Raw genomic sequence first — 24568 nt, forward strand, 5'->3', positions numbered from 1 at the left:
AGATGAAGAAGAATCCGAATGAAGTGCCTGAACGCGAACCGGATCATCATCAACCGGACGAAGTTCCGCAAGCACCACCGAGCGAGGTGCCAGATACACCACAGGAAGATCCTGTCCGTCAACCGGAGCCGGATACGTTCCCGGAACCAACTGAAATTCCCGATACACCGCAGGAAGACCCAAATCCCTATTAATATGTTGACCGTAGTCACCATCCACGAATCGGATGGTGACTTTTTCGTGATTAAGAAGACAAACCAGCTTGACAGACAAACTGTATGGTGAGTATGATACAGAAGATAAGTGTATTAATGTTTTAATACATTACACAGGAAAGGGAGGTCTACCGATGCAGTTCGACCAAAGAAGCCCGGTGTACCTGCAGGTCGTCCGTTGGTTCAAACAACGAATCGCGACCGAGGAATTGCAAAGCGGGCAAGAGATCCCGTCCCGCCGCGAAATCGCCGCACAGCTCGGAATCAATCCGAATACCGCACAAAAAGCATACAAAGAGATGGAGGAGCAGCAATTGATTACGACAGAACGGAATGTCCCGAGTAAGATTACACGCGATCCACAAGTCGTCCAAAAAGTACGTGCTGAGATGCTTGAAGAAGCAGTCTCTGAATTCATCGACGCCGTCAAGGCGATTCAAATTCCACTTGATGAGGTCGTCTCGAAAGTTGAGACCGTCTATCAGGAAACGGAACGGAGGAAGATCGATGCTTGAAGTTCATGGCTTACAAAAGAAGTACGGAAAAAAACCAGTCCTTCAAGGCGTCTCGTTCTCGGTTCCGATGGATCAATTGACGTGTCTGATCGGCTTGAACGGTGAGGGGAAATCGACGATCCTGAAGGCAATCGCAGGTCTTGTTCCAGTCAACGCAGGAACGGTTCTCGTCGATGGCGAGATCAACCGAAATAAGATCGCCTTCGTTCCAGATATTCAGACGATGCCCGGCTACATGACGGTCGGTGATGCGCTGACATATATGGCGGATTATTATTCCGATTGGAACCAGGAGACTGCGAATGAATTGATGCGAATTTTCCAGCTACTTTCAACAGATAAGATTACCGACTTATCAAAAGGAAACCAGGCGAAGGTCAGCTTAATTCTTGGATTTGCTCTCGATCGTCCGTACTTATTACTCGACGAACCGTTCGCAGGAATTGATTTGTTTACGAAAGAACAGATTGCAGGATTATTCTCAAGCCACTTCATGGAAGGGCGCGGTATCCTGATGACGACACACGAAATTCAGGAAATCGAGCATTTGATCGACCGGGTCGTCTTCTTACAGGACGGTCGAATCATCGATGAACATGAGACAGAAGAGATGCGAGAACTGTACGGGAAGTCGGTTCAGGACCGGATGCGGGAGGTCTATCAGCGATGAAACAATACATACAATTGACGAATGAAGAGATTAAACGGAGTTTTAAGTTATATGTAATTGCCGTGCTTGTGATGGCGGCGATTGAATTGATATCAGTCATTGCACAAGTGATGCTTCATGAGCAAGAAATCAAGAATTTCATGGAGAATAATCGTGCAAAATTATCAGACGCACTTCAGCAAATCGGAAAGCTAGATTACGCGGATACGACTTCTTTTTTCGTATTTATGACCTTAATAGGAATTGTATTTGTTGTGATTTACGCATTTCAAATTTGGTATCGTGATTGGCTTGGGGAAACAAAATACATCTATCGACTATTAATGCTTCCAGGGAGCAGATATAGCATCTTCTTTTCAAAATTAACTGCTGTATTTCTGGTTATGATTAGCTTTATTGGTTTGCAATGGTGTTTTCTTAAGGTTGGATCTTATTTATTTGATTGGTGGATCCAAGCGGAGTATCAAAAAAGTTCTAATACGAATATATTCAGTAGTTCATTGGAAGAATTTTATACGACGAATTTAACTAATATGATTCTCATCATCCTTATTTCTACAATGGTTATCTGTTTAATCTTTTTGCTCGTTTTGTTGGAACGATCGTATCGAAAAGTAAAAGGAATGATTCGAATCGCGATTGAAATTACAATTTTTATAGCGTATTCGTTCATTTGTATCTATTTTTTAGATCAGACACATTTATTACTAAGTTCTGAAAAAGATGCTTTATTCATAGGGTTTGTTTTTGTCTATATGATTTACGCCTTGTGGAGAAGTTTACGACTTTTGAAATGGAAAATCTCGGTCTAAGGAGGATAATATGCGATCATATAAATATTTTATAAGTTTTATACTAATCAGTGTCGCGTCACTAGCTTTTTATGTGGGATACGTCTTAACTTTAGAAAAACCTGAATTAGTAGTTGAAACCAAGAGCGGTAGCCCGAAGCAAAGCACTCTTCAAAATCTACAAATCAACTTAATCGATGTAGTTCGTCAACCTACAGACTACTCTGTTTCGATTAAAGATGGACAAGTCTCTGAATCAAAATCATCATATCTAAATAATATGTATCTCGATCGTGTTTATTTAAACGATGGAGCGCCACGGTCATTTAAACAGTTCATGCAAGAAGAAACGTATACTCTCATGCAAGATTCTGTGACTTACGGATTAAAAGGTCGAGAAGACGGTAGTTGGGAGTTGCAATATTGGGATCTTAAAACTAAAAAAATGACGACAAAACAATTGAGCACTCCCTCAGAAGTTAATAATAAAAAGTACGCCTACTCACCCTTTCAACGAACAGAAGATCTACTTTATGTGGAGCGCTATTCGATGGATGAGCAAATCCCCAAAAGCTTTATTTATATTATTAACTTAAAAAATAATCGCGTACGCAAACAACTACTACCAATAGAATTAAAGAAAAATGAATACATTGAGTCGTTCTATAAAGGACAACTACTTTATTCTCAAACATATTTTCCTAAGAATAACCCCGATACTGAACAGCAGCGTCTGCTGATGACAGACGGAAAAAAGACGAAACGATTAAAACAACTGGAAGGAGAAGATTTTAACACTCGAATTTTAAATGAAGGCAAATTAATCGTGACGATAAATGAAAATGATGAGACACAGTTAAGCTGGAATACGTTCGATATGGAGTCGGAAAAATATACAGTACATCAAGTTCCACTTCCTGATCGTAAAAAATTCCCGGATGGAGGTGGATTCCCGGTCTCTATTTTGGAAAATGGACGCATTTATTTTTCTTATCAGCTAAAAAATGATGATTACAGAGTATTGGTTTTCAATCCGACATCAGCAAATATTGAATATGAAGGAAACATTACGAATAAAAATCCAAAGATTAAGTTATCACTAAGTGATATGCGATTGAAGTAAGTTATAGAAATTTCATTCAATCACTTGAAACCTCCCGTTTTCTTCCAACGTATAAAGACTATACAAAGGGGGAACTCACATGCAATTCTTGATTTTTGTCATCTTCGCAGGTGCTCTGTATTGGTTCTATTACAGCTTCTTACTGGGGTATCGTAAGAAAAACATCACGCTGACGTTCGACGATCGGTTTTATTCACTCGACGAACATGTCGCAGCCATCGAACAAAAGCTTGCAATGGATGGACGTTCAGCGCGTTATCTCGGTGACCGTCGCTTTGAAGTCGATGGCAAACCTTATCTGTTCCTCGAGCGGACAGTCCCAGTCGGCGGGGTTCCGACACAGCAGACGATTCTCGAGCAACAAAAAAAATAACTCTCCCGCGTTTGGGAGAGTTTTTTCGTTAGACCGGAATCCGGTCGAGGGGATGTGGTTGTTGCGACGAACGATACCAACGCATGATCCAGTGATCAATACCGATTTGATACGCAAAGCGTCCTGCAGCAAGTAAGACGATTGAGGCAGCTAAGAACAACGGGTTTAACGCAATCGTTCCAGCAAGTAAGTAATTGAGATTCATGATGCTCCCGACGACCAGTGCAGGAACCGTCAATAGACTGAGAATCAACAAGATCCCGACGACGAGTTCTGCGAACGGAATCAAGACGTTGATCAGCCCGACGTTTGGTAAGGCGAGTTGCTCGATCCACGTCGCGTACCACGAACTGACGAGTGCGTCTTCGCCTATCGCTTTCGTTAGCGCCCCTTCAAGAAACGGTTTTGCATCAAAGCCATTGATGTACTTGCCGATCCCGGCGATGAACCACTGAATTCCGAGCCAGAGCCGGATGATCGTCACTAAACTGATGCCGATGATGTGTAATGCTTTCACTTTCAGACACTCCTCTACTACAACATAGTCCCCATCATACTGAAAAATCATCAGTAAGATAGGGACTATCATCATAACGTCATCGAACCGTCATCGACCTGTTACAAAAAAGGATAAGGTAGCCGTTCATGACCGCTGATCGAGACGATGACTGATTGCAGTTAATAAAGCAGCGACAAGCGCAACAAGCCCACCGACCAGTGCCGTGTTCATCATCGGACCGTTCGCATAAACGATGCCACCGAGTGCCGAACCGAAGGCAATCCCGACATTACTCGCAACCGGCATCAAGGAAGCGGCGAGTCCTTTTGCTTCCGGATTGAACTTTTCGGCGAGGTCAATCAAGTAGATTTGTGTCGAAGTCGTCAATAAAATCGACATCAATGACATCAAGGCGATGTTAAACAGACCAAGTGAAAGGGATACTGTCGTGAAGTATAATGCAGCAAGGACGATTGCTTGCACGACGAAGACGAACCGTAAGCGACCCATCGGATTTTTACTGGCAATCTTGCCGGCAAGGATGTTACTGAAGATCGAGACGACACCGTAAGCGAGCAGGATCGGACTAATCCACGTCTTCGCGATGCCGAGTTCCGTTTGTAGAATCGGCACGAGATACGTATAGACGACGTAGGTTGCCCCGAATCCAAATGAAGGAATAAAAAAGGCGATTAGGATCCGTGGATTAGCGAGCAATCCAAGCTGCTCCTTAATTGAACCGGAGCCCGTCGATTGCTGGACGGGAACGATCTTCCACACAGCGAGAAACTCAATCATTCCCATGACTGTCGTCAGCCAGAACGTGGCTGCGAAGCCAGCGTGTTGACCGATGAACGTACCGATCGGAACACCGAGGACGTTCGCAAGTGTAAAACCCCCGAAAATGAATGAGACGGCGACACCGCGCTTCGCGACAGGCACGCCATCGCTTGCGACGACCATTGCGAGCGAGATCAAGACACCGGTCAGGATGGCAGTCAGGATGCGGGTGGCGAGCAATACTTCGTAACTTGGAGCAAAACTACTGGCAAGGTTCAGTAAGACCCAAACGAGTAACAGACGTAGAATCAGGCGACGCCGTTCCAAGTGACCGGTCAGCGACATGACAATCGGTGTACCAATCGCAAAGGAGATGGCAAATGCCGAGACGAGCGTACCGGCTGTTGCGATCGTGATATCAAGGGCTGAGGAGATTTCAGCGAGGATCCCGACGATGACGAATTCGCTTGTTCCGAGAACGAACGTCAGGAGCGACAACGTGGCGATCAACAGCCAATCGCGTCGACTTAAACGAGTAGTAGGTGACATGGATGATTCCTCAATTCTGGCGCTTGCGCGCGAAACTATGAGTAACAGGATAGCATGAAACGATTTCGTCGGGTATCGCAAAGCGAGAATTCGGGAAAAGAACCATTATTCGAAATAGCGTGAGAATTTCCAGGCTTGCTGTTTTTTGCGTATACTACAGATGAAGACTACTGACAAAGGAGTGGAAACGATGCAAGCGACAGTGACATGGAACAAACAGATGGGGTTTAGTGGACAGACGGAATCAGGGCATCATCTTGCGATGGATGCAGCACCGGAGAACGGTGGCGAAAATCAAGCACCACGACCGACTGAACTGCTGCTACATGCCGTTGCCGGCTGTACTGGAATCGACATCGTCTCGATTTTAGAGAAGATGCGCTTGACGATTACTCATTTCGAAATGGATATCGAAGGGGAACGGGCAGAGGATCATCCGCGGCGTTTTACGTCAATCTCGATTCATTACCGGCTTGAAGGTGATCTCCCGGAAGATAAGGTCCGTCGCGCCATCTCGTTATCAAAGGATAAATATTGTTCGGTCTCGCAATCCTTGAACGCTGAGATTTCCGTCTATTATTCCATCAATGGTGTCCGGAGCGAGGATCCTTTGTGAAGAAAGTAGCACTGATCGGTTGCCTGTTGCTTGCAGGGTGTGCGCAGGAGACGACGGAACCAACGAAACCATCACAACCAGCAACGAAGCAACCGACGGAGGCGAAGAAACCAAAGCCTGAGCCGACAAAGGAAGCACAACAACAAGCACGATTAAAGCAACAACTTGAAGCGATGTCGACGTCAGAAAAAATCGATCAACTGCTCTATATCGGAGTTGCCGGCACGGAACTTTCAGCAGCTGACCGGAAATTGTTGCAGACGCATGCGATCGGTGGGGTCTTACTGCTTGGTGGGAATATTACGTCAGAAGATCAACTCTTGACGTTCACGCGTGCCATTCAAGAAACGAACCAAAAACCGTATGTTTTCGTCGGTGTTGATGAAGAGGGCGGACGGGTCAGCCGGGTACCGGATCAACGATTACGTCTCCCGACGAGTCAACGGATGGCGCAAGGTGCAGATGCTGCAAAAATGGAAGATGTCGGACGTACGCTCGGTCACCTGTCACGATTTTATGGGTTCAACATGGACTTCGCACCGGTCCTTGACGTCAATAGCAATCCGAACAATCCAATCATCGGCGACCGTGCGTTAAGTGCTGATCCAAAGACCGTCGCGACTCTCGGTACGGCTCTGATGCACGGGATGCAAGAGACGGGAACGATTCCGGTCGTCAAACATTTTCCCGGTCACGGCAATACGAGTGTCGATTCCCATGTCGGGTTGCCGAAAGTGACAGCATCAAAGGAAGAACTGAAGCGAACGGAACTGTTACCGTTCCAAGAAGCGATTCAAGAGGGCGCCGAGATGGTGATGGTCGCCCATATTCTCTATCCCGTGTATGACGATCAAAATCCATCTTCGCTCTCGAAGCCGATCTTGACTGACCTCTTGCGTCAACAACTCGGATTCAAGGGCGTCATCATCACGGATGACCTTGTCATGGGGGCAATCACGAAACGATATGGTCTCGCGGAAGCGGCACGCCAGGCACTTGTCAACGGAGCTGATATGGCGATGTTTTCGGAAGCAGGTGCCTATCCGAAGGTCCACACCAAAGTGATGCAAGCCGTTAAAGAAAAAACGTTGTCGTCAGAGATGCTCGATGCTAAAGTGATGCGGATCCTGAAGCTGAAGCAGACCTATGCCGACAGCCAGAAGCAACAGCGACCGACGAAATCGGAGCTTATTCAGCAAGTGGAAGCGCTCAACTAGGACTAGCGAAGCAAAGCGACTCATGCTAAACTAATGGGGCAAGCCAATTAAACACGAAAAGACACTAGGGGAGTCTCGCAGCAGACTGAGACGGAAGTATCCGGACCCTTTGAACCTGATCTAGTTCGTACTAGCGGAGGGAAGTGGCTCGAAACCTTAGATATCCTTAGCGCTTCAGCGCATTTTCGGACCACTCCCTTCAACATCGGGAGTGGTCCTTTTTTCGTATCGAAAGGAAGAACATGATGCGTCTACATCTGATTTCGACGGGATCCATCAATCCACGTGATGGAGTGGAAACCTTTCAATCGCTTCAACCATATACGGATCAGCTTCATCTTCGAGAACCGAATTTGTCGGCAGCAGAATTGCTAGAACTGATTGACGCGCTCCTTGCGAAAGGGTATTCGCCTAATCAATTAACCGTTCATGATCGGGTCGACGTCGCCCATGTCGCTGGTATCGGTGTGCAGTTGACGCGACGATCCTTACGCGTCGGCGATGTAAGGCGTCACTTTCCGAATCTCATCATCGGGAAATCCGTCCACTCTCTGGCAGAAGCACTTGCAGCGGAAGCGGAAGGAGCCGACCGACTGCTGTACGGTCATATTTATCCGACAGCGTCGAAACCAAACGTGCCACCGCGAGGGATCGATGCCTTGAAGCAAGTTGTCACTTTCACGACGAAACCAGTCATCGCAATCGGCGGGATCACTCCTGATCGCATTCCTGAAATCGCAGCGACCGGTGCAAGCGGAATCGCCGTCTTATCCGGTATTCTCGGTCAAGCGGACCCGCATGCTGCCATTCAGCGTTATCAGGGGGTACGGGTATGACGGATCACATCATCATCGGTGGTGGAGTCATCGGTTTGACGCTTGCTTACAGTCTCGCTTGTCAGAACGAATCCGTTCTTGTCCTTGATCGCGGAACATGCGGACAAGGGACGAGTCGGGCGGCTGCCGGGATGCTTGCGACGGACATCGAGCTGAGAGAAGAATTGCATACGCTTGCCGCGCGAAGTCGCCGTCTGTATCCGTTACTTGCGCGACGCCTCACGCGCGAGACCGGGATCGATTGTGGCTACCGGGAACAACCATTTTTATTGAAACGAAATGGGCAAGAATACTTATTTCCATCGGTCGGTCAAATCGATCCGCGACGACTAACGACTGCATTGATGCATGTCTTACGAAATCGTGGGGTACCAATCGAAGAACAGGTGGACGTCACGCGAATCGAGGAGAGTGATGATTTCATTAGGGTTGAGTCGAACACGGGAACGTGGACGGGACGAACGGTGACGGTTGCTGCCGGACGCGGGTCCCAAGCCTTGCTCGATACAGCTGGTATTTCGATTGCGACGCACGGTGTCAAAGGGGAATGTCTGGCAGTCCGTCTCGCAGGTCAGCCATTACGCTCGATCCTGTTTGATGACGCCGTCTACCTCGTACCGAAAGCGGACGGACGGATATTGATCGGTGCGACCGAACTACCGCACGACGAGACGATCGGTGTTAGTGTCGCAGGAGTCACGTCACTGCTTCAAGCAGCAGAGCGTCTCTATCCACCGATCCGTGATGCTGTCATCGAAGAAGTCTGGTCAGGCGTACGACCACAAACAGAGTTCGGCTTGCCATATATCGGAGTCGCAGATTCATCCCGTCGGATCTTTATAGGGACGGGGCATCATCGGCATGGCATATTACTCGCACCGGCGACAGCGGAAGTCTTGGCAAACACATTACGGTTGACCCTAAAGGAGGAAGTTCGATGAACATTACGATTAACGGCAACGACCACACCATTGAACAGATTGAGACGATTGAGGACATGCTCACGCAACTTGGCTTAGGGGAAAAACTTGTCATCGTCGAACAGAACCGACAGATCATCGACCGCGGAGCTTACAATCAAACGGTCGTTCGGAACAATGACACATTCGAAATCGTTCATTTCGTAGGAGGAGGATAAACATGCTACAAATTGGAGAAAAGACATTCGAATCACGGTTATTACTCGGAACGGGGAAATATACGGATGCTACGGTGCAGCAAGAGGCAATTGATGCGTCCGCTTCACAAATCTTGACGTTCGCCGTCCGGCGGCTCGATCTCTTTGACAAACAACAACCGAATTTCTTGGAGTCGCTTGATTTAACAAAGTATGATTTACTACCGAATACGGCTGGTGCGAAGACAGCGGAAGAAGCGGTTCGGCTAGCAAAACTTGCGCAGGCATCCGGTATGTGCGACATGGTCAAGGTCGAAGTGATTGGGTGCGACAAGACATTACTACCTGACCCAATCGAGACGTTACGGGCTTCTGAAGAGTTACTTAAAGAAGGGTTCGTCGTCTTACCGTATACATCGGACGACGTCGTCCTTGCACGACGACTCGAGGAACTCGGCTGTCATGCCATCATGCCGGCAGCGTCACCGATCGGTTCCGGGCAAGGCATCCTCAATCCGCTCCACCTAAAGTTCATCATCGAGCAGACGACGGTGCCTGTCATCGTCGACGCTGGAATCGGTTCTCCAACTGACGTCGCCTATGCAATGGAACTGGGAGCGGATGGTGTCTTATTGAACTCCGCTGTCGCCCATGCCCAGGATCCGGTCAAGATGGCGCACGCGATGCGACTAGCCGTCGAAGCAGGGCGCTTCGGCTACGAAGCGGGAAGAATCGAGAAGAAACAGTATGCAGTCGCGAGTAGTCCAACGAGTGGATTGATTCGATGACACGTTATTCACGTCAAACTCGATTTCAACCGATTGGAGAAGCAGGACAAGCACGCTTCGCAACAGCAAAGGTACTGATCATTGGGATGGGGGCACTCGGCACGGCATCGGCAGAACAACTCGTTCGCGCTGGTGTCGGCGTCGTCCGAATCGTCGACCGCGATTATGTCGAGTGGAGTAATCTACAACGGCAACAACTCTATACGGAGGATGATGCACGGCACAGCGTACCGAAGGCGATTGCTGCAAAAGCGCGACTTGAAGCGATTAATTCGACGGTGACGATCGAAGCACATGTATTAGATGTCGACCGGGCAGCGCTGACGTGGCTTCTCGATGATATCGATCTCATCATCGATGCGACGGACCATTTCGATATTCGTTTACTGATGAACGATATGGCATTGTTGCGCTCGATTCCGTGGATTTACGGCGGCTGCATCGGCAGTTACGGGATTACTTTCACTGTTCGCCCGGGAGAGACGCCGTGTCTGCATTGTCTGCTCGATCAATTACCACGTGATCAGGAGACGTGTGATACGGCGGGAATCATCGGTCCAGCTGTTCAGATGGTCGCCTCTCTACAAGTGACGGAAGCGTTGAAGTGGTTAAGTGGAAAGACGGACGCGTTGCGGACACGTCTGCTTGCCTTTGACGTGTGGTCGAATACATTCCAACAAATCAACGTCCAGTCACTGAAGCAAACAGAGTGCCCCTCGTGCGGCATCGAGCCGTCTTATCCTTATTTATCGAATCAAACGGTGCGTTTCACGGCACTGTGCGGTCGCGATGCCGTTCAAATCCGTGGAGACGGACAGCGAGATCTCGAACAATTAAAACAACGCCTCCAGCCGGTTGCGGCGATTTCCGCCCATAACCCATACTTGCTGGCGTTTACGACGGATGAGCATCGAATGGTCGCCTTTCGAGATGGTCGTGTCTTGATTCATGGCGAGGCGGATCTCGTTAAAGCAAAACGACTGTATCACGCCTATTTCGGATAAACGTTCATAAAACAGTAAAACTAATTTTAAAAATATATGTTTTAAATGTTTAAAAAACAGGTAAATAAGACTTCAGACATAAATCGGTCTACAGGTTTTGAACGTGAAGAGGAGTGATTCAGATGAAACAAGAATTCGATCCGATGAAGGATCAAGCACAGACGGAAGAAACACAGGCGGTTGTCCAGCAAGCCAACTGGAATCCGGACCGGTACCGGACGAACTTGAACCCATTCTATCTGTCACCTTGTAGTGTCGAACGTAGAGAAGATGTGCATCAGGATGCATCGAAGATTCTCGAAGTCGAGACGTCGTCGCCCCTCCAACAACTTTTTGAACACAATCAAGCAACGCATACATCCGAACCAACGGGCAAAAAATTTAAGACAGGCATCGTCGTCGGTGTCGGTGCGATCATCGGCGGATCAGTTTCTGTGATTCGTTCCGTCCAACGTTTTAGAAAGCAACGGACGAAGTAATACGCTCGTTGTGAAAGCGCAAAAAGCAGGAGGCATTCGCCTCCTGCTTTTTTTTTTACAACCTCTTCATTTCACAAAGAAAAGAAGGGATTTTCGTATGTATATTGTTTCTATTTTGATATTTCTAGATTTATCAGTTCGTTATGTTATCAAACGCGGTAGATTTACCGTTTACGTAAACATCGATGATTTCATGTTCAGGATCTAAAGTTAATTTATAGACATACTGCTTTGTCTTCTTATGAGTTTTAGATTCATTCAATTTAATCTTTAGCGTATCTCCTTGTGCTTCAAGATCAGAAGCGACTGCTTTCTTTGTGCGATAGATAATATAGGCGATATCGTCTTTCGTGTTGATCATTTGCAAAGTAGTGGCAGGATTTATTTTCGATTGGAGAGCGTTAGGTACTATTTTTAGCTCACTAAAACTGAGTTTAGAATCGTTTGCGTTACAGGCTGATAAAGTAGTACATAATACAGTCAACATTAATAATTTCTTCATATTTTTGCTCCTTCGATTCGAGTGGAAATGTATACCTTATATATTAGCAGTTTTTTGAAGTTCCAAGTCATCAAAAGGTATAAGGTCAACGGAAATTGACTTGATGTTAAAAATAAAGTAGTTTTTTGATCAAAAAAATTCTAATTTTTTTGTTTAAATGTATGGTAGTGTCGCTGTGTGTTAGGATAACTCCTCCTTTTTGTGTTCCAAACAGATGTTCGTCGCAGAACGAACGCTCGCATGCTACACTTAAGCTACTATATTTAAAAAGTGAGTGTGATGAAGATGAAATGGATACATACTGCCGATTGGCATCTCGGTAAAATCGTTCATGGCGAGTCGATGCTCGGGAACCAACGGGCGGTCCTGAGCGAGTTTTTGACACTCGTCGATCGCGAACAACCGGATGCAATCGTCATTGCGGGTGACTTATACGACCGTGCCGTCCCGCCGACAGAAGCCGTTGAACTACTCGATGAGACGCTCGCTGCTCTGATTCTTGATCGGGACATACCGGTCATTGCGATCAGCGGAAATCATGATTCAGCCGAACGGTTAAGTTTCGGAACGACGTTACTTCAACGGGCGGGTCTACACCTTGTTGGAAAATTGACGCCGGTCATCAAGCCGGTCGCGATCAAGGGAGTATCATTTTACCCGGTGCCGTTCGCTGATCCTGCGACCGTCCGGTATGTGCACAATGATGAAACGATTAAGACGCATGATGACGCAATGCGGACGATCCTTGCCGGATGTGTCCCAGACGGACCGAGTGTTCTCGTCGGTCATGCCTTTGTCATCGGTGGACTCGAGACAGATTCGGAGCGGCAATTATCCGTCGGAACAGCAGGGCAAGTTAGTGCGAGCCAGTTTGCACCGTTTACCTATACAGCACTCGGTCATTTGCACAACCCGCTTGCAATTCAATCCGAGACGGTCCGATACAGCGGATCGCTCTTGAAATATTCGTTTTCAGAAGCACATCACGTCAAAGGCGTCGATGTGTTGACGTTGAACGATACTGGTACGTTCGATCGTCGATTCGAACCGCTTGCACCAAAACGTGATTTGCGAGAACTGACTGGTAGTCTCGATGAATTGACGGATCCTGCGTTCGTCGCGACGCAAGTCACGGATGATTATTTAAAAATCAACCTGACGGACGGCGAAGCCTTGATGGATCCGATGGGCAAGCTGAAAAAAATCTATCCGAACATCCTGCACCTCGAGCGAATCGGATTCGTCCGCGAGAGTACGCGGGCGGTCAAAGCATCGCGTGAGCAGGTCAAGGATGCTTCTGTTGCGGATCTGTTCAGTGAATTTTATGAAGCAGTTCGTGAGAAGAAGCCGACGGAAGCGATGCGAGCCGTCTTGAAGGAGGAAGCGACATGCGCCCAGAACGACTGACATTACGCGCCTTTGGTCCGTTTGCTGGTGAAGAGACGATTGATTTCACGGCACTTGCTGGACGGACGATGTTCGTCATTTCCGGAAATACAGGGGCTGGGAAAACGACGATTTTTGATGCATTGACGTTCGCCCTGTATGGCGAAACGTCCGGTGGCGAACGGGAAATGAGCGAACTGCGAAGTCATTTTGCCGTGCCCGAGCAAAAGACGGAAGTTGAACTGGAGTTTACGCTGAAAGGAGAACGGTACCGGATCATCCGCCAACCGAGTCAACCGCATCCAGTCAATAAAACCGGTTACTCGCATGAAGCCGAGCTCGCTCGGTTCGACGGAACGACATGGAAGCCGCTTGCGGTCAAGATTCCGGAAATCAAGCAGCGCGTTCAAGAATTGATCCAGCTCGACCATAAACAGTTTTCACAAATTCTCCTGCTGCCGCAAAATAAGTTCCGGGAACTGTTGATGGCAGAGTCAAAAGATAAATTGCAGATTCTCAAACAACTGTTCAAGACGGAACATTATGGTGAGTTCCAACAACGCTTGCACCGACAAGCGCTCGATCTTGCGGCACGCATCAAGGAAACGAAGACGAAACAATGGACCAAGCTTGAGGAGTTACCCCTGCAAGCAAACTGGAGTGAATTAACGGAAGCGGACATCCGGTTACGAATGGAAGCGTTGACGACGGAACGGGATGAGTGGTTGACAGCGGCTCATGAAGCGGAGCAACAAACACGTACGATCGTCGAGAGCAAAACGACACAGTTGCAACAGGGCGAACAACTCGAAGCAGCTTTCCAAGAGCAAGAGCAACTTCAACGGACGGAGCAGTTGTTGCTTGAACGATCATCCGACATTAAGCGGATGCAAGAAGAAGCAATGGCTGCCGAACGTGCTCAAATCGTCGCACCATTTTTTGATCAATGGCAACAAGATCAAGAACAGCTAACACGACTTAAACGGCAACAGCAAGAAACCGAACAGCACGTCACGCGCTTGACAGAGCGGCAAGGCACCGTTCAAGACAAAGTAAATCGATTACTGGCGGAAGAACCGCAGATTGAACAACTGAGTCGTCGTCTTGAGAAAATTCAAGAAGAATGCGAACGGTTGGAAGCGGAGACCCTCTTACGGCAACAACAGCAACAACTGACAGAACGCTTAAAGCAACTTGATCCGGAACCGTTCAGGAAACAACTCGAACAAACGCGGACGGAGCGAAAGACCGTTCAGGAACAGCTACGACCATTGCAGAACGTCGGAGCAGAACGCTTACAGGCGCAAGAACGACGCTTCACCCTGCAACAGTTGGCGGCGAAGTTCGCAGAGTATGACAAGTTGGAAGCAGAGCGACAACAGTTGATCGTCCGCGGTACAAGCGTCCGGGATCAAAAAGAGGCGGCAGCGCGTGCGTATGAAGTAGCTCGTAAAAGTGAACGGGAACAACTGGCTGCTGAACTTGCCAAGGGATTGACGGACGGGCTGGCTTGTCCTGTCTGTGGCAGTACGTCGCATCCGCAACATGCTGTCGCCGTCGCACAGGAACTATCGGTCGATGTAGCACAACAGCGGTTCTTAGAAGCACAACAAGCGCATCAAGAGTTACAAGCCTCTTACCGGACGGTTGCAGAGCGTCTACAACAACTGACGATCGAGATTCAAAAAACTAGTGAAAACGAGTCAACTCATGCGGAAGTTTTAGCACAGCTTCGGGAAGTCGAACAGACGGAAGTCCGATTAGCGTCAGCACAGACGGAAAAAGAACGTCTTGAAACATGTCTTCAACAACTCGAACAATCGCTAGAGCAACTACAGTTGAAGATTGATAGGGTGGTAAAAGACCAAACTGTCATCGAATCGGAATTGGCACACTTGACTGGTCGCCTGAGTCAATCTGGAGAATTCGTAAAATCGTTATCAGCACTTCGTGAAGAACAACAACAGGCAGAAACACGCATCGAGCAGTTCGAGCAAGATAAACAGCGCCAGTTACGCGAAAAGGAACAGCTCGATCGTGACTTAGCGGAACACCAAGGACGATTGCGTCAATTGATTGAAGCTCTTTCGGAACAGCGCGACCGTCTGACGAAGCGCGAAAACGAATTACAAGCAGTCTTGTCAGAAGAAGCGTTTCCGACGATCGAAGCCTTCCGCGATGCGAGACGGTCACGCGAAGACATTCGTCTACTCCATGAACGGCTGGAACAAGACCGCCTAGAGCGGCAGGAATTGAAGCTGAAACAGGAACAAGCTCGCTTGAAGACGGAAGGTCAAGTGCGTCCGGATCTTGAACTGTTGCGGATGGACTTGAAGACGGCGTCGCTCGAACTGACGGAGCGGACCGATCGACGTGTCGGGCTCGAGAAGGAACGCGCACACATCGATCAATTGATCGCGGCTTGGGAGAACTTGCAACGCCAGATTGAGGACGAGGATGCGAGATATGGGGTCATCGGTGAACTCGCTCGCGTCGGTGTCGGCGAGAACGCACAACGGATGACGTTCGAAACGTACGTTCAGACGGCTTACTTCGATGAAATATTGTTCGCCGCAAACCGACACCTGCATGAGATGACATCGGGTCGTTTTCAGCTCGAGCGAAAAACGGAGGCAGGAAAAGGACTCAAAAAATACGGACTTGATTTAAATGTCTTTGACGCTTACACGTCGCAAACACGTCACGTCAAGACGTTGTCCGGTGGAGAAAGCTTCAAGGCGTCCCTTGCACTTGCGCTTGGACTATCGGAAGTCGTGCAAGAAGCAAGTGGAGGCGTGTCGCTTGAGACGATGTTTATCGATGAAGGATTTGGAACACTTGATCCGGAATCGCTCGAACAAGCGATCGAGACGTTGCTTTCAATTCAAGCGAGCGGCCGTATGGTCGGGATCATCAGTCATGTGCAGGAGCTGAAGTCACGTGTTGACGCGAAAATCGAAGTCAAGCAAGGAAAAACGGGGTCGACGATAGCATTAGTCGTCGAGTAAGGAGATCAGAACGATGGAAACACGAAACATGGTCACGAAATCACAAATCAAAGAAGCGTTACGCGAATTAGGTGTGACGTCCGGTATGAAGCTGTTCGTCCATACGTCACTCAAACAAATTGGCTGGATTCCTGGTGGGGTACAAGCATTGATCGAGGCACTACAGGAAGTGGTCACAACTGAAGGGTTGATCATGATGCCGGCGCAAAGTACGGATAATTCAGATCCGAAGAACTGGAGCCAACCGGCTGTACCTGAAGAATGGTGGGAAACGATCCGTCGGGAGATGCCGGCATATGACCCGGCAAAAACGGTCACACGTGGTATCGGTCGCGTACCGGAAGTCTTCCGGACATATCCGGGTGTCGTCCGAAGTGAGCATCCGATGTGGTCGGTGACCGCATGGGGGAAAGATGCGGCGACATTCGTTGCCGATCATACACTAGAAAATGGCTTCGGTCCGGGTTCACCGATTGAACGCTTCATCGAGGCCGACGGTCAAATCCTGCATATCGGTTCGCCTTGGGATACGACGACCGTCTGGCATTATGCGGAATACGGGTTAAATCGTCCGGACGTCGAGGATGGTTGTAAAGTCAAAGAAGGAACGACGGAACGGTTCATTCATTACCGACACCGTCAAGTCGATAGTGATGCTTTCGGTCCGATCGGCGAAGCGCTCGAAGGGGCGGACTTCGTGACATCCGGTCTGATCGGACGTGCGAAATCATACCGCATCGATGCCAAAGCCTCGATCCCAGTCGTCATGTTGCAATTAAAAGCGCTCGATCAATGGTTATTTTGAAACTTTTTCGGGAAGCTTTCGTAATACAAAGCAGAATCATAAAAAGGAGTGAATGCAATGGCTTCACGTTTTAAAGTTAACCCGGCATTGCGTCGTGGCTTCGATACGGCACGTGTCGGAGAACGACCGATGACGAAAAGCGGGACGATGAGTAAGATTTTCTTACTGCTCGCTCTCGTCACGGCAGCAGCAGGTGGAAGTTGGTTCTTCCTCGCAGAAAACCAAGGATTGTTGTTCCCAGCCTTGATTGGTGGACTGGTCATCGGTCTAATTCTTGCCTTGGTCATCACATTCAAACCGGCGACGGCACCGGTTCTTTCACCGGTCTATGCGATCGTTGAAGGGGTGGCAGTCGGAGCGTTATCGCTCATGTTCGAAAGCATGTATCCAGGAATCGTCGGGAAGGCAGTCGTTGCGACATTCGTCGTTGCATTTGCGATGTGGTTCGTCTACTCGACAGGCATGATAAAAGTGACGCAACGTTTCCGTTCTGCGGTAACAGCAGCGATTCTCTCGATCTTCGTCTTGTATGCAGTCAACTTGATTCTCTCGTTATTTGGTGTCGACCTCCCATTCATGACAGGTAGCTCACCGCTTGCGATTGGTATTCAGTTCGTCATCGTCATCGTGGCATCCCTGTCACTCGTGATGGACTTCGATTTTATCTCGCAACAAGTTCGTGCGGGTGCTCCGAAATCGATGGAGTGGGTTGCAGCATTCGGATTGATCGTGACGATCATCTGGCTCTATATCGAATTACTCGATCTCTTATATCGCCTCGCGGCGCGGGATTAACAGCAACAGACGACGGATTCTCCGTCGTCTGTTTTTTGTCGCAAGCAGGGATAAATGTGTGAAATGAGAATTAATAGAATGGTGAAATAAGAAGGAGGATCTCGTATGAAAGAACGTATCGTTATTGGAGCCGGACCGTACTACAACAATCCCGGCTGGTATCATACACAGGAAGATGGGTTGAATCTGCTCAATCGGTCCGATTGGGAACGGTTGTGTTCGAACGACACGTTGCAAGCAATTCTTGCCGAACACGTCTGGGAGCACTTAACGTTTGAAGAAGGGATTGACGCGGCACGTCATTGTTATACATATCTTGCGCCAGGGGGATACGTCCGTTGTGCAGTGCCGGACGGTAATTTTCGAGATGAGGCATACCAAGCAATCGTTCAAGTCGGTGGCCCCGGTCCTGCTGACCATCCAGCGGCGAGTCATAAAATCGTCTATACATATGAAACGTTACAGCAAGTATTTAAAGAAGCTGGATTTCAAGTGCGCCTTCTAGAATATTTCGATCAGAACGGATTGTTTCATCAAGCAGATTGGAACGGAGATGACGGCATCATTTTCCGCTCGAAACGATACGATCCCCGAAATGCAGAACAGATGAAATTTCCTTCGTTGATACTTGATGCACATAAATGAATACATAGTTGGAAAAGACCATCTGAACTTCACTGTCAGATGGTCTTTTTAATCATAATCCGTGCTCGCTTTTTAGTTGATCGACATACTGTTTCGCTTCGAGTAAAGAGAAACCGAGTGATTCCCGAACCCGTTTGACAGCCTCGACCATTTTGCCTTCTTTAAGCAACTGAACTAGTTCGACTTGTAACGCTGCCTCTTCTAAAGACACCTCATTTAAACCGAGGTGTTCCTCGATGCGTTGTAATTTCTTTAGAATCGTTTGTTGACGGCGTTTCGCTTCGTCCGCTTTTTGTGATAAGGACATCCAGATAAAGAATAAAGCAATTAATGATGCGAACATGATGACAGAATCCATAGGGAACACCTTCCTTTGTTCCACCGTACCATAGGAGATGAATCATAACAAATAGTGGAAAATGAGGTGGAAATTGATTATGCTGATATAGTGGAAAATAAAGGTTAATATGGAAGGGAGATTAATCTAGTGGACAATGTGTTAGTGACATTTTTGCCATTCTTGATTCAAGTTGGACTGCTCATGGTGCTGTTCTTCTTCGGAACGTTCGGTTTGTTCTTCTTCGTCAAACGAAGTTCATATCACAATAGCCGGTATTACCGACTGACACGCGAGCCGTTTTTACGGATTGTTCGTGATAAAGGAAAATGGGGCGAGTACTTGACGACGCGTCAACTCGATCAAGTGTCCGGATACGGCACGTATGTCTTTAATACATACTTACCACGTGCACGCGGTGAGGGTACGACAGAAATCGATGTGACGTTCATTCATGAAAGTGGCATCTATGTACTCGAATCGAAAAACTACAGCGGCTGGATTTTTGGACGCGAGCAGGACCGTCAGTGGACGCAGCAGTTCCAGAATCGCTTCAAACAACGGTTTTATAATCCGATCAAACAAAATGAAGGGCATCTCAAAAGCATGCAACGCTTCTTAGAAGGAACGGATCCTGGACTCTTTCACTCCTTGATCGTTTTCAGCGAACGCTGTGAACTCAAAAAAATCACGGTCGATTCAGCGCATGTCCGTGTCTTGAAACGAAACGTCTTACGTAAGACGATCGAGCAACTCGCGACAGAAAAGCCGTTGACACCGAGTCAAGTCGATACGATTGCAGGAAAACTCGGTGTTCATTCACAAGTCGATCGTGCCACCCAACAAGCGCATATCGATAGGATTCGTCAACGACAGGCAAAATGAGACCGTTGACGAGCTCATTCTCCTTCAGGTATAGTTAATAAATAATAAGTAGTGCAACTATATGGAGATGATGGGATGAAAGAATCGGAATGGTCGCTTGGAATGCAATTATCCCGTAGTTATTATGCGTTCAAACGTGCTGCTGCTAAACGGATGGAAGCGTTCGGTCTGACACCAGAGCAGTTTTCTGTCCTGAGCGAACTCGCTAAACAAGATGGTGTTTCGCAAAAGCAGCTGGCACTCGTGACAGAACGTGATCAAACGACGATCGGTAAGATTCTCGATAAGCTCGGTAAAAAAGAACTAATCGTTCGGACGCCGGACCCCCGGGACCGACGAGCGGTTCTGCTCTTGATGACACGAGAAGGACGCGACATCGTCGATCGCCTCGGGCCAGAGCTCGATCAGCTACAACTCGAAGCGTTCCGTGGACTATCGCGAGAGCAAATCGAGCAATTAAAAGAAACACTTGAGACCATTCACCGGAATGTGACGTGAATGGTTTTCCTTCGGGCATATAGTTGCACGTGATATTATAAGTAATGCATATAAAAAGGAGATAGAAACATGAAAGCATGGAAAGATGTCTGGTCAATGACACAAACGAAAGTCGGACTCGTCTTCGCGATCGTCGTACCGCTCTTGTTCCTCGTTGTCTGGATGACGGGTTACCAAGGAACGACAGAACGTCTTGATCAATTAAATGTTGGGGTCGTCGCAGAAGCGAATGATCCGTTCATCCAGTCGTTGCAACAAGCACCATTCACGGTTCAGACGGTTGCAACAGAAACAAAAGGGTTGCAAGCACTTGATGCGAATCAAGTCGATCTCGTCTTACAAAAAGATGATGCAACGCATCGATTGACAGCACACGTCAGTCAGACGAATGCGGAATTCGCAAATGCAATCCTCGAGAGAGCAACGGAAACGATCAGCAAACAGTTGAATGGAAAGCCGACGTTCACGACGTCAATCGTTACGGAACATGCCGTCTCTGATTTTGCTTTATCAATGCTTCCGCTCGTTCTCGGTTTTGTCATTTACATCGCGACGATGACGATGGGGATACAATTCAATCTCGTCAGTACGATTTTAAAGAGTCGTCACACAAAATGGGATCTTTTCTGGAGTCGACAACTACTGCACGGCATCGTCTTACTTGTCGTACCATTGCTCCTCGTCTCGATGGCGCATCTACTGACAGATATCAATACACCATTCATCAAATTGTGGGCGTTCGAGCTCCTCGTCGTTGCGACCTGTATCGCCGTCACACAGATGAACTTTGCCTTGTTTGGTCCGATTGCTCCACTCGTTAATGTCGCATTGATCCCGTTCCAGTTAATGACCGCAGGGAACATTGTTCCAGCGAAGATGCTGGCACCATTTTATCAATCGCTCGGAACGTTCCTGCCTGTTCCAAATGCCGTCTCTGGTTTCGGTCGATTACTATTCATGGATGGATCAGTCGAGACGCAAGTCCTTCATCTATCCTTACTTTTTGTTGGTAGTTTCTTGGTGACGTGTCTCATTACAGTCTGGAAAAGAGAGGGCGTTAGGCAGCAAGCCATGGCTTGAAAAATAAAAAGATAAGTAAGAATCGGACATGTTTGAGCCCAGCTCAGACATGTTTTTGTTGTCAAATGATACAAAATAGGATATTTTTAGTATATCGGTAGCCGATATAACGGATGGTGTAATAAGGGGTGTGAAAATGTCACGTGCGGATCAAGCGACAGCATTAACAGAAGCTGTCTATTATATTTTGCTTTCGCTCCAACAACCGCGCCATGGTTATGGAATCATGCAATTCGTACAAGAGTTGAGTAACGACCGTGTGAAATTAGCAGCCGGTACCTTATATGGAGCACTCAGTAGCTTAGTGGATAAAGGATGGATTGAAGCCACTGATCAAGAAGCAGGTCGAAAGAAAGAGTACATCATGACGAATCAGGGACGAGATCGATTAATGCTAGAGCTGAATCGATTAAAAGAACTCGTACGACATGGCCAAGAAATGATGGGAGTGGAGCAAAGTGAGCAGTAAAACCGTCTATCGCTTTTATGCTGATTATGCAAAAGAAGAAGTGTGGTTAAATGAGATGGCAAACAAAGGCTGGTACTTACAGCAATTTCGATTCGGACGTTATGTATTCGTTGAAGGCGAACCTAGCATGTATACTTATCGAATCGAATTATTAGAAAACATGCCAAACCATTCGAAGTCGCAGGATTACTTTGAGTTTTTAGAAGAAATGGACATTGAAGTCGTCGATACATCATTCCGCTGGGTCTTCTTAAGAAAACGGACCTCGGATGAACCATTTCATTTGTACTCTGACTTTGAGTCACAGATCCATCACGAGCATCGGATTTTACAGCTCTATAAAGTCGTTCTTTTTGTTAATATCATCGCAGTACTTATTAACTTGTTTAATCCGATTACAGATACGATGATTTGGTTCAATCTTGCAATCGTGACGGGTCTATCATTCGTGATGCAACGCCATGAACGTAAAATTCAAACGTTACGTGGACTGCGTACTATTGCAGAACAAGATTAAATTCATACAAGTCGATCTCTCAATCCCTCACGTTGCTAAAATGAACGTAAGGGATTTTTTTTTGACGTATTCAGAATTCAAAATGAAAGTTTTTAAAGTGGGTCAATCCGTCTAACAGTCTTGTAAGAATGACATCATGTGCTGATTTAACAGTGTATAACTAGAGAGAAGGCATTATACCAATCAAAGAGTCGGGAGTAATGAATAGAATGGATAAGCTTATCCGAAATAAGTGGATATATTTTAGTCTAGTATGTCTTGTATGTGGAAGTATTCTTTTAGCGACCTGGATGAAAGTGCAAAAGGATCGCGCAACCGCAAATATTCTACCGCGTTCTTCGATTACTGCGATCGATTTCAGTCCTCAACAAGATACCGTGATGTTAATTTACCCAGGACAGGTGCAAGGAAAAACGAATGATCCCGAACTTGCCTATAGTTCAATTGTTTCTATCAATATGAAAGGAAAGGTACTAAGTGAACGACAAATCCATGACCCTCGATTTACGAACCTGACGCTTGTACAAAAGCTGAGTACGCCGAATGTGTTGTATGCTTCAGTACAAGGTTATCCAAATCATTTTTATACATTCGATTTTACGAAGCGACGGTTTGTTCAACATGATGTGACGTATTTCAAGCACGATCCCATGTTGGAATCGATCAAACACTTTGGAACGGATACATGGTTCAAAACGCTGAATTCATACAAAACCGGTTCACCAAAGTCATCTCAAGGAACAGGATTTTCACATACCTTTTCTAATTTTGATACAAAAGAGAACTACGAGACGCCTGCGCGATTCGAACCAGGCAATTCGATGATGATTGAATTAGAGCATCATTTAGCTTATGCCAGTATTGGAAGCGACGATGAACAAGAAGAAAAAGCAGCGATGATTTTTTTGGATAAACGGACTGAAAAACCGATCGTATACCGTAAGAAGGAAGAACCTTATGCATATTCAGCCCTTTATGGTAAGGACGACACGGCATACTTCGCTAGTACGGATGGTTGGATGATTCGGATCAATGGGAAAGGTGAACAAACCGAGCAATACTATTCGTTTCTTCAGGATTCGAATTATGATGTTACGGATCCGATTCGAATGATCAATGAAAAACAAGGTGTTCAAGTCGTTCAACAATTCTCACGGAATAACCTAGATGCGGATCATCAAATTCTAGTTAAATGGACGTTTGGGCAACCGTTTTCGGTCAAGGAAATCAAACCGAAGTTTTGGAAAGCCGATAAATGGTACGAGTACGTTTACATTCATCCCGAGACGAAAAAATCATATTTCATCGAATTTGATCCTGAAAAACCGGATAAAGGGAAACTACTCATCACGAACCAGAAGTATGAATTGCTTCATGAAATACCGGTTGAAGGGCCGATCGGAATCGACTTCGTGATCGAATGAGGGAACGGGAGGAAGATGCTTTGAATCGTATTGAGCGAATTGAATTTGAGTTTGCAGAAAACGAGGGAGAACGACTTCCACTTTTCAAATATACTGAGCAACAGCAGTTAGATTGGGCTTCTTTACAAGATGATGAAGCGCGTGAAGGGACCTTTCACGTAAGCATGCGGATTAGTGGTGAGGAGATTTCCTGGTCATATGACATGCGAGAACGGGATGAAGCAACCCAAGCAGATCGGTTTAGTATTTTCGTGCAGCGCTGGAAAAATATCTGGGAATGGTATCAGCAATGTCACTTAATGAGTGGAAACGCATTTGGAATTCATCAAACTTTAGCAGACTCCGTCAGGACCTCTGCCAAGTCAGTAGAACACTTGGAACGGGCTTTGAACGAGCTTGCTGGTTACGATGCGGAAGGACTACTCTTTTATTTCGGTCCCGGACCGTGGAACGACTTTCAAAAGGCGGATGATGAACTGGATATGTTTCTTGAGTTCGATGAGATCAATACAAAAGAGAAAATGCGTATGGACGGGTTGTATTTTGATCACGATAGCCAACGCTGGATCGATATTCCAGCGTCGTTACCCGTCATTGGTGAGACGATGTTCATGATGTATCGCCAATTATATGAATAATCGATTT

The 24568-nt window shown here is 47.0% G+C and carries 30 protein-coding genes and 1 riboswitch; of the genes, 26 read left to right on the forward strand and 4 right to left on the reverse strand.

Features of this window, described 5'->3' with window-relative positions:
- Nucleotides 1-2 precede the first annotated feature (2 nt).
- The 6 genes from ACN9MT_RS06030 to ACN9MT_RS06055 all read left to right on the forward strand — a co-directional run bounded on the left by ACN9MT_RS06030 (nt 3) and on the right by ACN9MT_RS06055 (nt 3687).
- Entirely contained in the window at nt 3-194 is a 192-nt protein-coding gene (locus tag ACN9MT_RS06030) for a hypothetical protein (protein ID WP_426272967.1), read from the forward strand.
- A 155-nt stretch (nt 195-349) separates the two neighbouring features.
- Nucleotides 350-730 (forward strand): GntR family transcriptional regulator, encoded by a 381-nt coding sequence (locus ACN9MT_RS06035; protein ID WP_023467846.1) that lies wholly within the window; start codon nt 350-352, stop codon nt 728-730.
- Nucleotides 723-1400, forward strand: coding sequence for an ABC transporter ATP-binding protein (locus tag ACN9MT_RS06040; RefSeq protein WP_035408568.1), 678 nt, complete (start codon nt 723-725; stop codon nt 1398-1400). Before ACN9MT_RS06035 ends, ACN9MT_RS06040 begins: the two co-directional genes overlap by 8 nt.
- Nucleotides 1397-2212 (forward strand): hypothetical protein, encoded by an 816-nt coding sequence (locus tag ACN9MT_RS06045; RefSeq protein WP_056060651.1) that lies wholly within the window; start codon nt 1397-1399, stop codon nt 2210-2212. The genes ACN9MT_RS06040 and ACN9MT_RS06045 overlap by 4 nt, the downstream gene beginning before the upstream one ends.
- A 10-nt stretch (nt 2213-2222) precedes the next feature.
- Entirely contained in the window at nt 2223-3314 is a 1092-nt protein-coding gene (locus ACN9MT_RS06050; RefSeq protein ID WP_426272968.1) for a hypothetical protein, read from the forward strand.
- Between the two features lie 79 nt (nt 3315-3393).
- Complete coding sequence (locus ACN9MT_RS06055; RefSeq protein WP_056060657.1) at nt 3394-3687, forward strand: hypothetical protein; 294 nt, start codon at nt 3394-3396, stop codon at nt 3685-3687.
- A gap of 28 nt (nt 3688-3715) precedes the next feature.
- On the opposite strand, the gene ACN9MT_RS06060 is transcribed toward ACN9MT_RS06055, so the two are convergent.
- The gene (locus ACN9MT_RS06060; RefSeq protein WP_426272969.1) at nt 3716-4204 is read right to left on the reverse strand and encodes a DoxX family membrane protein; all 489 of its coding nucleotides are present in this window, start codon (nt 4202-4204) and stop codon (nt 3716-3718) included.
- A gap of 126 nt (nt 4205-4330) precedes the next feature.
- A complete protein-coding gene (locus ACN9MT_RS06065) occupies nt 4331-5515 on the reverse strand; it encodes an MFS transporter (protein WP_426272970.1) in 1185 nt (394 codons plus the stop codon).
- A 190-nt stretch (nt 5516-5705) separates the two neighbouring features.
- Between ACN9MT_RS06065 and ACN9MT_RS06070 the strand changes: the two genes are divergently transcribed.
- The 8 genes from ACN9MT_RS06070 (at nt 5706) to ACN9MT_RS06105 (ending at nt 11572) form a co-directional block, all read left to right on the forward strand.
- Nucleotides 5706-6131, forward strand: coding sequence for an OsmC family protein (locus ACN9MT_RS06070; protein WP_023467853.1), 426 nt, complete (start codon nt 5706-5708; stop codon nt 6129-6131).
- Nucleotides 6128-7348, forward strand: coding sequence for a beta-N-acetylhexosaminidase (gene nagZ / locus ACN9MT_RS06075; protein WP_426272971.1), 1221 nt, complete (start codon nt 6128-6130; stop codon nt 7346-7348). The genes ACN9MT_RS06070 and nagZ overlap by 4 nt, the downstream gene beginning before the upstream one ends.
- Before the next feature lie 56 nt (nt 7349-7404).
- Nucleotides 7405-7507, forward strand: a riboswitch (TPP riboswitch).
- An 86-nt stretch (nt 7508-7593) separates the two neighbouring features.
- Complete coding sequence (locus ACN9MT_RS06080) at nt 7594-8184, forward strand: thiamine phosphate synthase (RefSeq protein ID WP_426272972.1); 591 nt, start codon at nt 7594-7596, stop codon at nt 8182-8184.
- Entirely contained in the window at nt 8181-9125 is a 945-nt protein-coding gene (locus ACN9MT_RS06085) for an FAD-dependent oxidoreductase (RefSeq protein WP_426272973.1), read from the forward strand. Before ACN9MT_RS06080 ends, ACN9MT_RS06085 begins: the two co-directional genes overlap by 4 nt.
- A complete protein-coding gene (thiS, locus tag ACN9MT_RS06090) occupies nt 9122-9322 on the forward strand; it encodes a sulfur carrier protein ThiS (RefSeq protein ID WP_035408549.1) in 201 nt (66 codons plus the stop codon). Before ACN9MT_RS06085 ends, thiS begins: the two co-directional genes overlap by 4 nt.
- A gap of 2 nt (nt 9323-9324) precedes the next feature.
- Entirely contained in the window at nt 9325-10089 is a 765-nt protein-coding gene (locus tag ACN9MT_RS06095; RefSeq protein ID WP_426272974.1) for a thiazole synthase, read from the forward strand.
- Nucleotides 10086-11093, forward strand: a complete 1008-nt coding sequence (locus ACN9MT_RS06100; protein ID WP_426272975.1) for a ThiF family adenylyltransferase — start codon at nt 10086-10088, stop codon at nt 11091-11093. Before ACN9MT_RS06095 ends, ACN9MT_RS06100 begins: the two co-directional genes overlap by 4 nt.
- A gap of 122 nt (nt 11094-11215) precedes the next feature.
- Nucleotides 11216-11572 carry a hypothetical protein gene (locus ACN9MT_RS06105; protein ID WP_035408542.1) on the forward strand — a complete coding sequence of 119 codons (357 nt, stop codon included), beginning with the start codon at nt 11216-11218 and terminating at the stop codon, nt 11570-11572.
- Between the two features lie 133 nt (nt 11573-11705).
- On the opposite strand, the gene ACN9MT_RS06110 is transcribed toward ACN9MT_RS06105, so the two are convergent.
- Nucleotides 11706-12074, reverse strand: a complete 369-nt coding sequence (locus tag ACN9MT_RS06110; RefSeq protein WP_368915219.1) for a hypothetical protein — start codon at nt 12072-12074, stop codon at nt 11706-11708.
- A gap of 285 nt (nt 12075-12359) precedes the next feature.
- On the opposite strand from ACN9MT_RS06110, the gene ACN9MT_RS06115 reads away from it, so the two are divergent.
- The 5 genes from ACN9MT_RS06115 to ACN9MT_RS06135 all read left to right on the forward strand — a co-directional run bounded on the left by ACN9MT_RS06115 (nt 12360) and on the right by ACN9MT_RS06135 (nt 18713).
- Nucleotides 12360-13481: an exonuclease SbcCD subunit D gene (locus tag ACN9MT_RS06115; protein ID WP_035409684.1), complete on the forward strand. Its 1122-nt coding sequence runs from the start codon at nt 12360-12362 to the stop codon at nt 13479-13481.
- Nucleotides 13463-16468: an AAA family ATPase gene (locus ACN9MT_RS06120; protein ID WP_426272976.1), complete on the forward strand. Its 3006-nt coding sequence runs from the start codon at nt 13463-13465 to the stop codon at nt 16466-16468. The genes ACN9MT_RS06115 and ACN9MT_RS06120 overlap by 19 nt, the downstream gene beginning before the upstream one ends.
- A 13-nt stretch (nt 16469-16481) precedes the next feature.
- Nucleotides 16482-17273: an aminoglycoside N(3)-acetyltransferase gene (locus ACN9MT_RS06125; RefSeq protein ID WP_426272977.1), complete on the forward strand. Its 792-nt coding sequence runs from the start codon at nt 16482-16484 to the stop codon at nt 17271-17273.
- A 57-nt stretch (nt 17274-17330) separates the two neighbouring features.
- A complete protein-coding gene (locus tag ACN9MT_RS06130; protein WP_290755621.1) occupies nt 17331-18068 on the forward strand; it encodes a Bax inhibitor-1/YccA family protein in 738 nt (245 codons plus the stop codon).
- Nucleotides 18069-18173: 105 nt separating this feature from the next.
- A complete protein-coding gene (locus ACN9MT_RS06135) occupies nt 18174-18713 on the forward strand; it encodes a class I SAM-dependent methyltransferase (protein ID WP_426272978.1) in 540 nt (179 codons plus the stop codon).
- A gap of 52 nt (nt 18714-18765) precedes the next feature.
- Here the strand turns inward: ACN9MT_RS06135 and ACN9MT_RS06140 are convergent, their stop codons facing one another.
- Entirely contained in the window at nt 18766-19071 is a 306-nt protein-coding gene (locus tag ACN9MT_RS06140) for a hypothetical protein (RefSeq protein ID WP_426272979.1), read from the reverse strand.
- 129 nt (nt 19072-19200) lie between these two features.
- Here ACN9MT_RS06140 and ACN9MT_RS06145 point away from each other — a divergent pair, with 129 nt between their 5' ends.
- From ACN9MT_RS06145 to ACN9MT_RS06175, 7 genes are all read left to right on the forward strand, one after another.
- On the forward strand, nt 19201-19935 hold the full coding sequence (locus tag ACN9MT_RS06145) for a nuclease-related domain-containing protein (RefSeq protein WP_308101303.1): 735 nt from the start codon (nt 19201-19203) through the stop codon (nt 19933-19935).
- A gap of 75 nt (nt 19936-20010) precedes the next feature.
- A complete protein-coding gene (locus ACN9MT_RS06150; protein ID WP_023467873.1) occupies nt 20011-20433 on the forward strand; it encodes a MarR family winged helix-turn-helix transcriptional regulator in 423 nt (140 codons plus the stop codon).
- Nucleotides 20434-20502: 69 nt separating this feature from the next.
- The gene (locus ACN9MT_RS06155) at nt 20503-21513 is read left to right on the forward strand and encodes an ABC transporter permease (protein ID WP_426272980.1); all 1011 of its coding nucleotides are present in this window, start codon (nt 20503-20505) and stop codon (nt 21511-21513) included.
- 136 nt (nt 21514-21649) lie between these two features.
- Entirely contained in the window at nt 21650-21982 is a 333-nt protein-coding gene (locus ACN9MT_RS06160; protein WP_035408510.1) for a PadR family transcriptional regulator, read from the forward strand.
- Nucleotides 21972-22499 (forward strand): DUF2812 domain-containing protein, encoded by a 528-nt coding sequence (locus tag ACN9MT_RS06165; protein ID WP_426272981.1) that lies wholly within the window; start codon nt 21972-21974, stop codon nt 22497-22499. The genes ACN9MT_RS06160 and ACN9MT_RS06165 overlap by 11 nt, the downstream gene beginning before the upstream one ends.
- Nucleotides 22500-22879: 380 nt before the next feature.
- Nucleotides 22880-23923: a hypothetical protein gene (locus ACN9MT_RS06170; RefSeq protein WP_426272982.1), complete on the forward strand. Its 1044-nt coding sequence runs from the start codon at nt 22880-22882 to the stop codon at nt 23921-23923.
- 20 nt (nt 23924-23943) lie between these two features.
- Nucleotides 23944-24561 (forward strand): hypothetical protein, encoded by a 618-nt coding sequence (locus tag ACN9MT_RS06175; RefSeq protein ID WP_426272983.1) that lies wholly within the window; start codon nt 23944-23946, stop codon nt 24559-24561.
- Nucleotides 24562-24568 lie beyond the last annotated feature (7 nt).

The sequence above is a fragment of the Exiguobacterium sp. R-17 genome (assembly GCF_049913315.1).
In the GTDB taxonomy this organism is placed as follows: Bacteria; Bacillota; Bacilli; order Exiguobacteriales; family Exiguobacteriaceae; genus Exiguobacterium_A.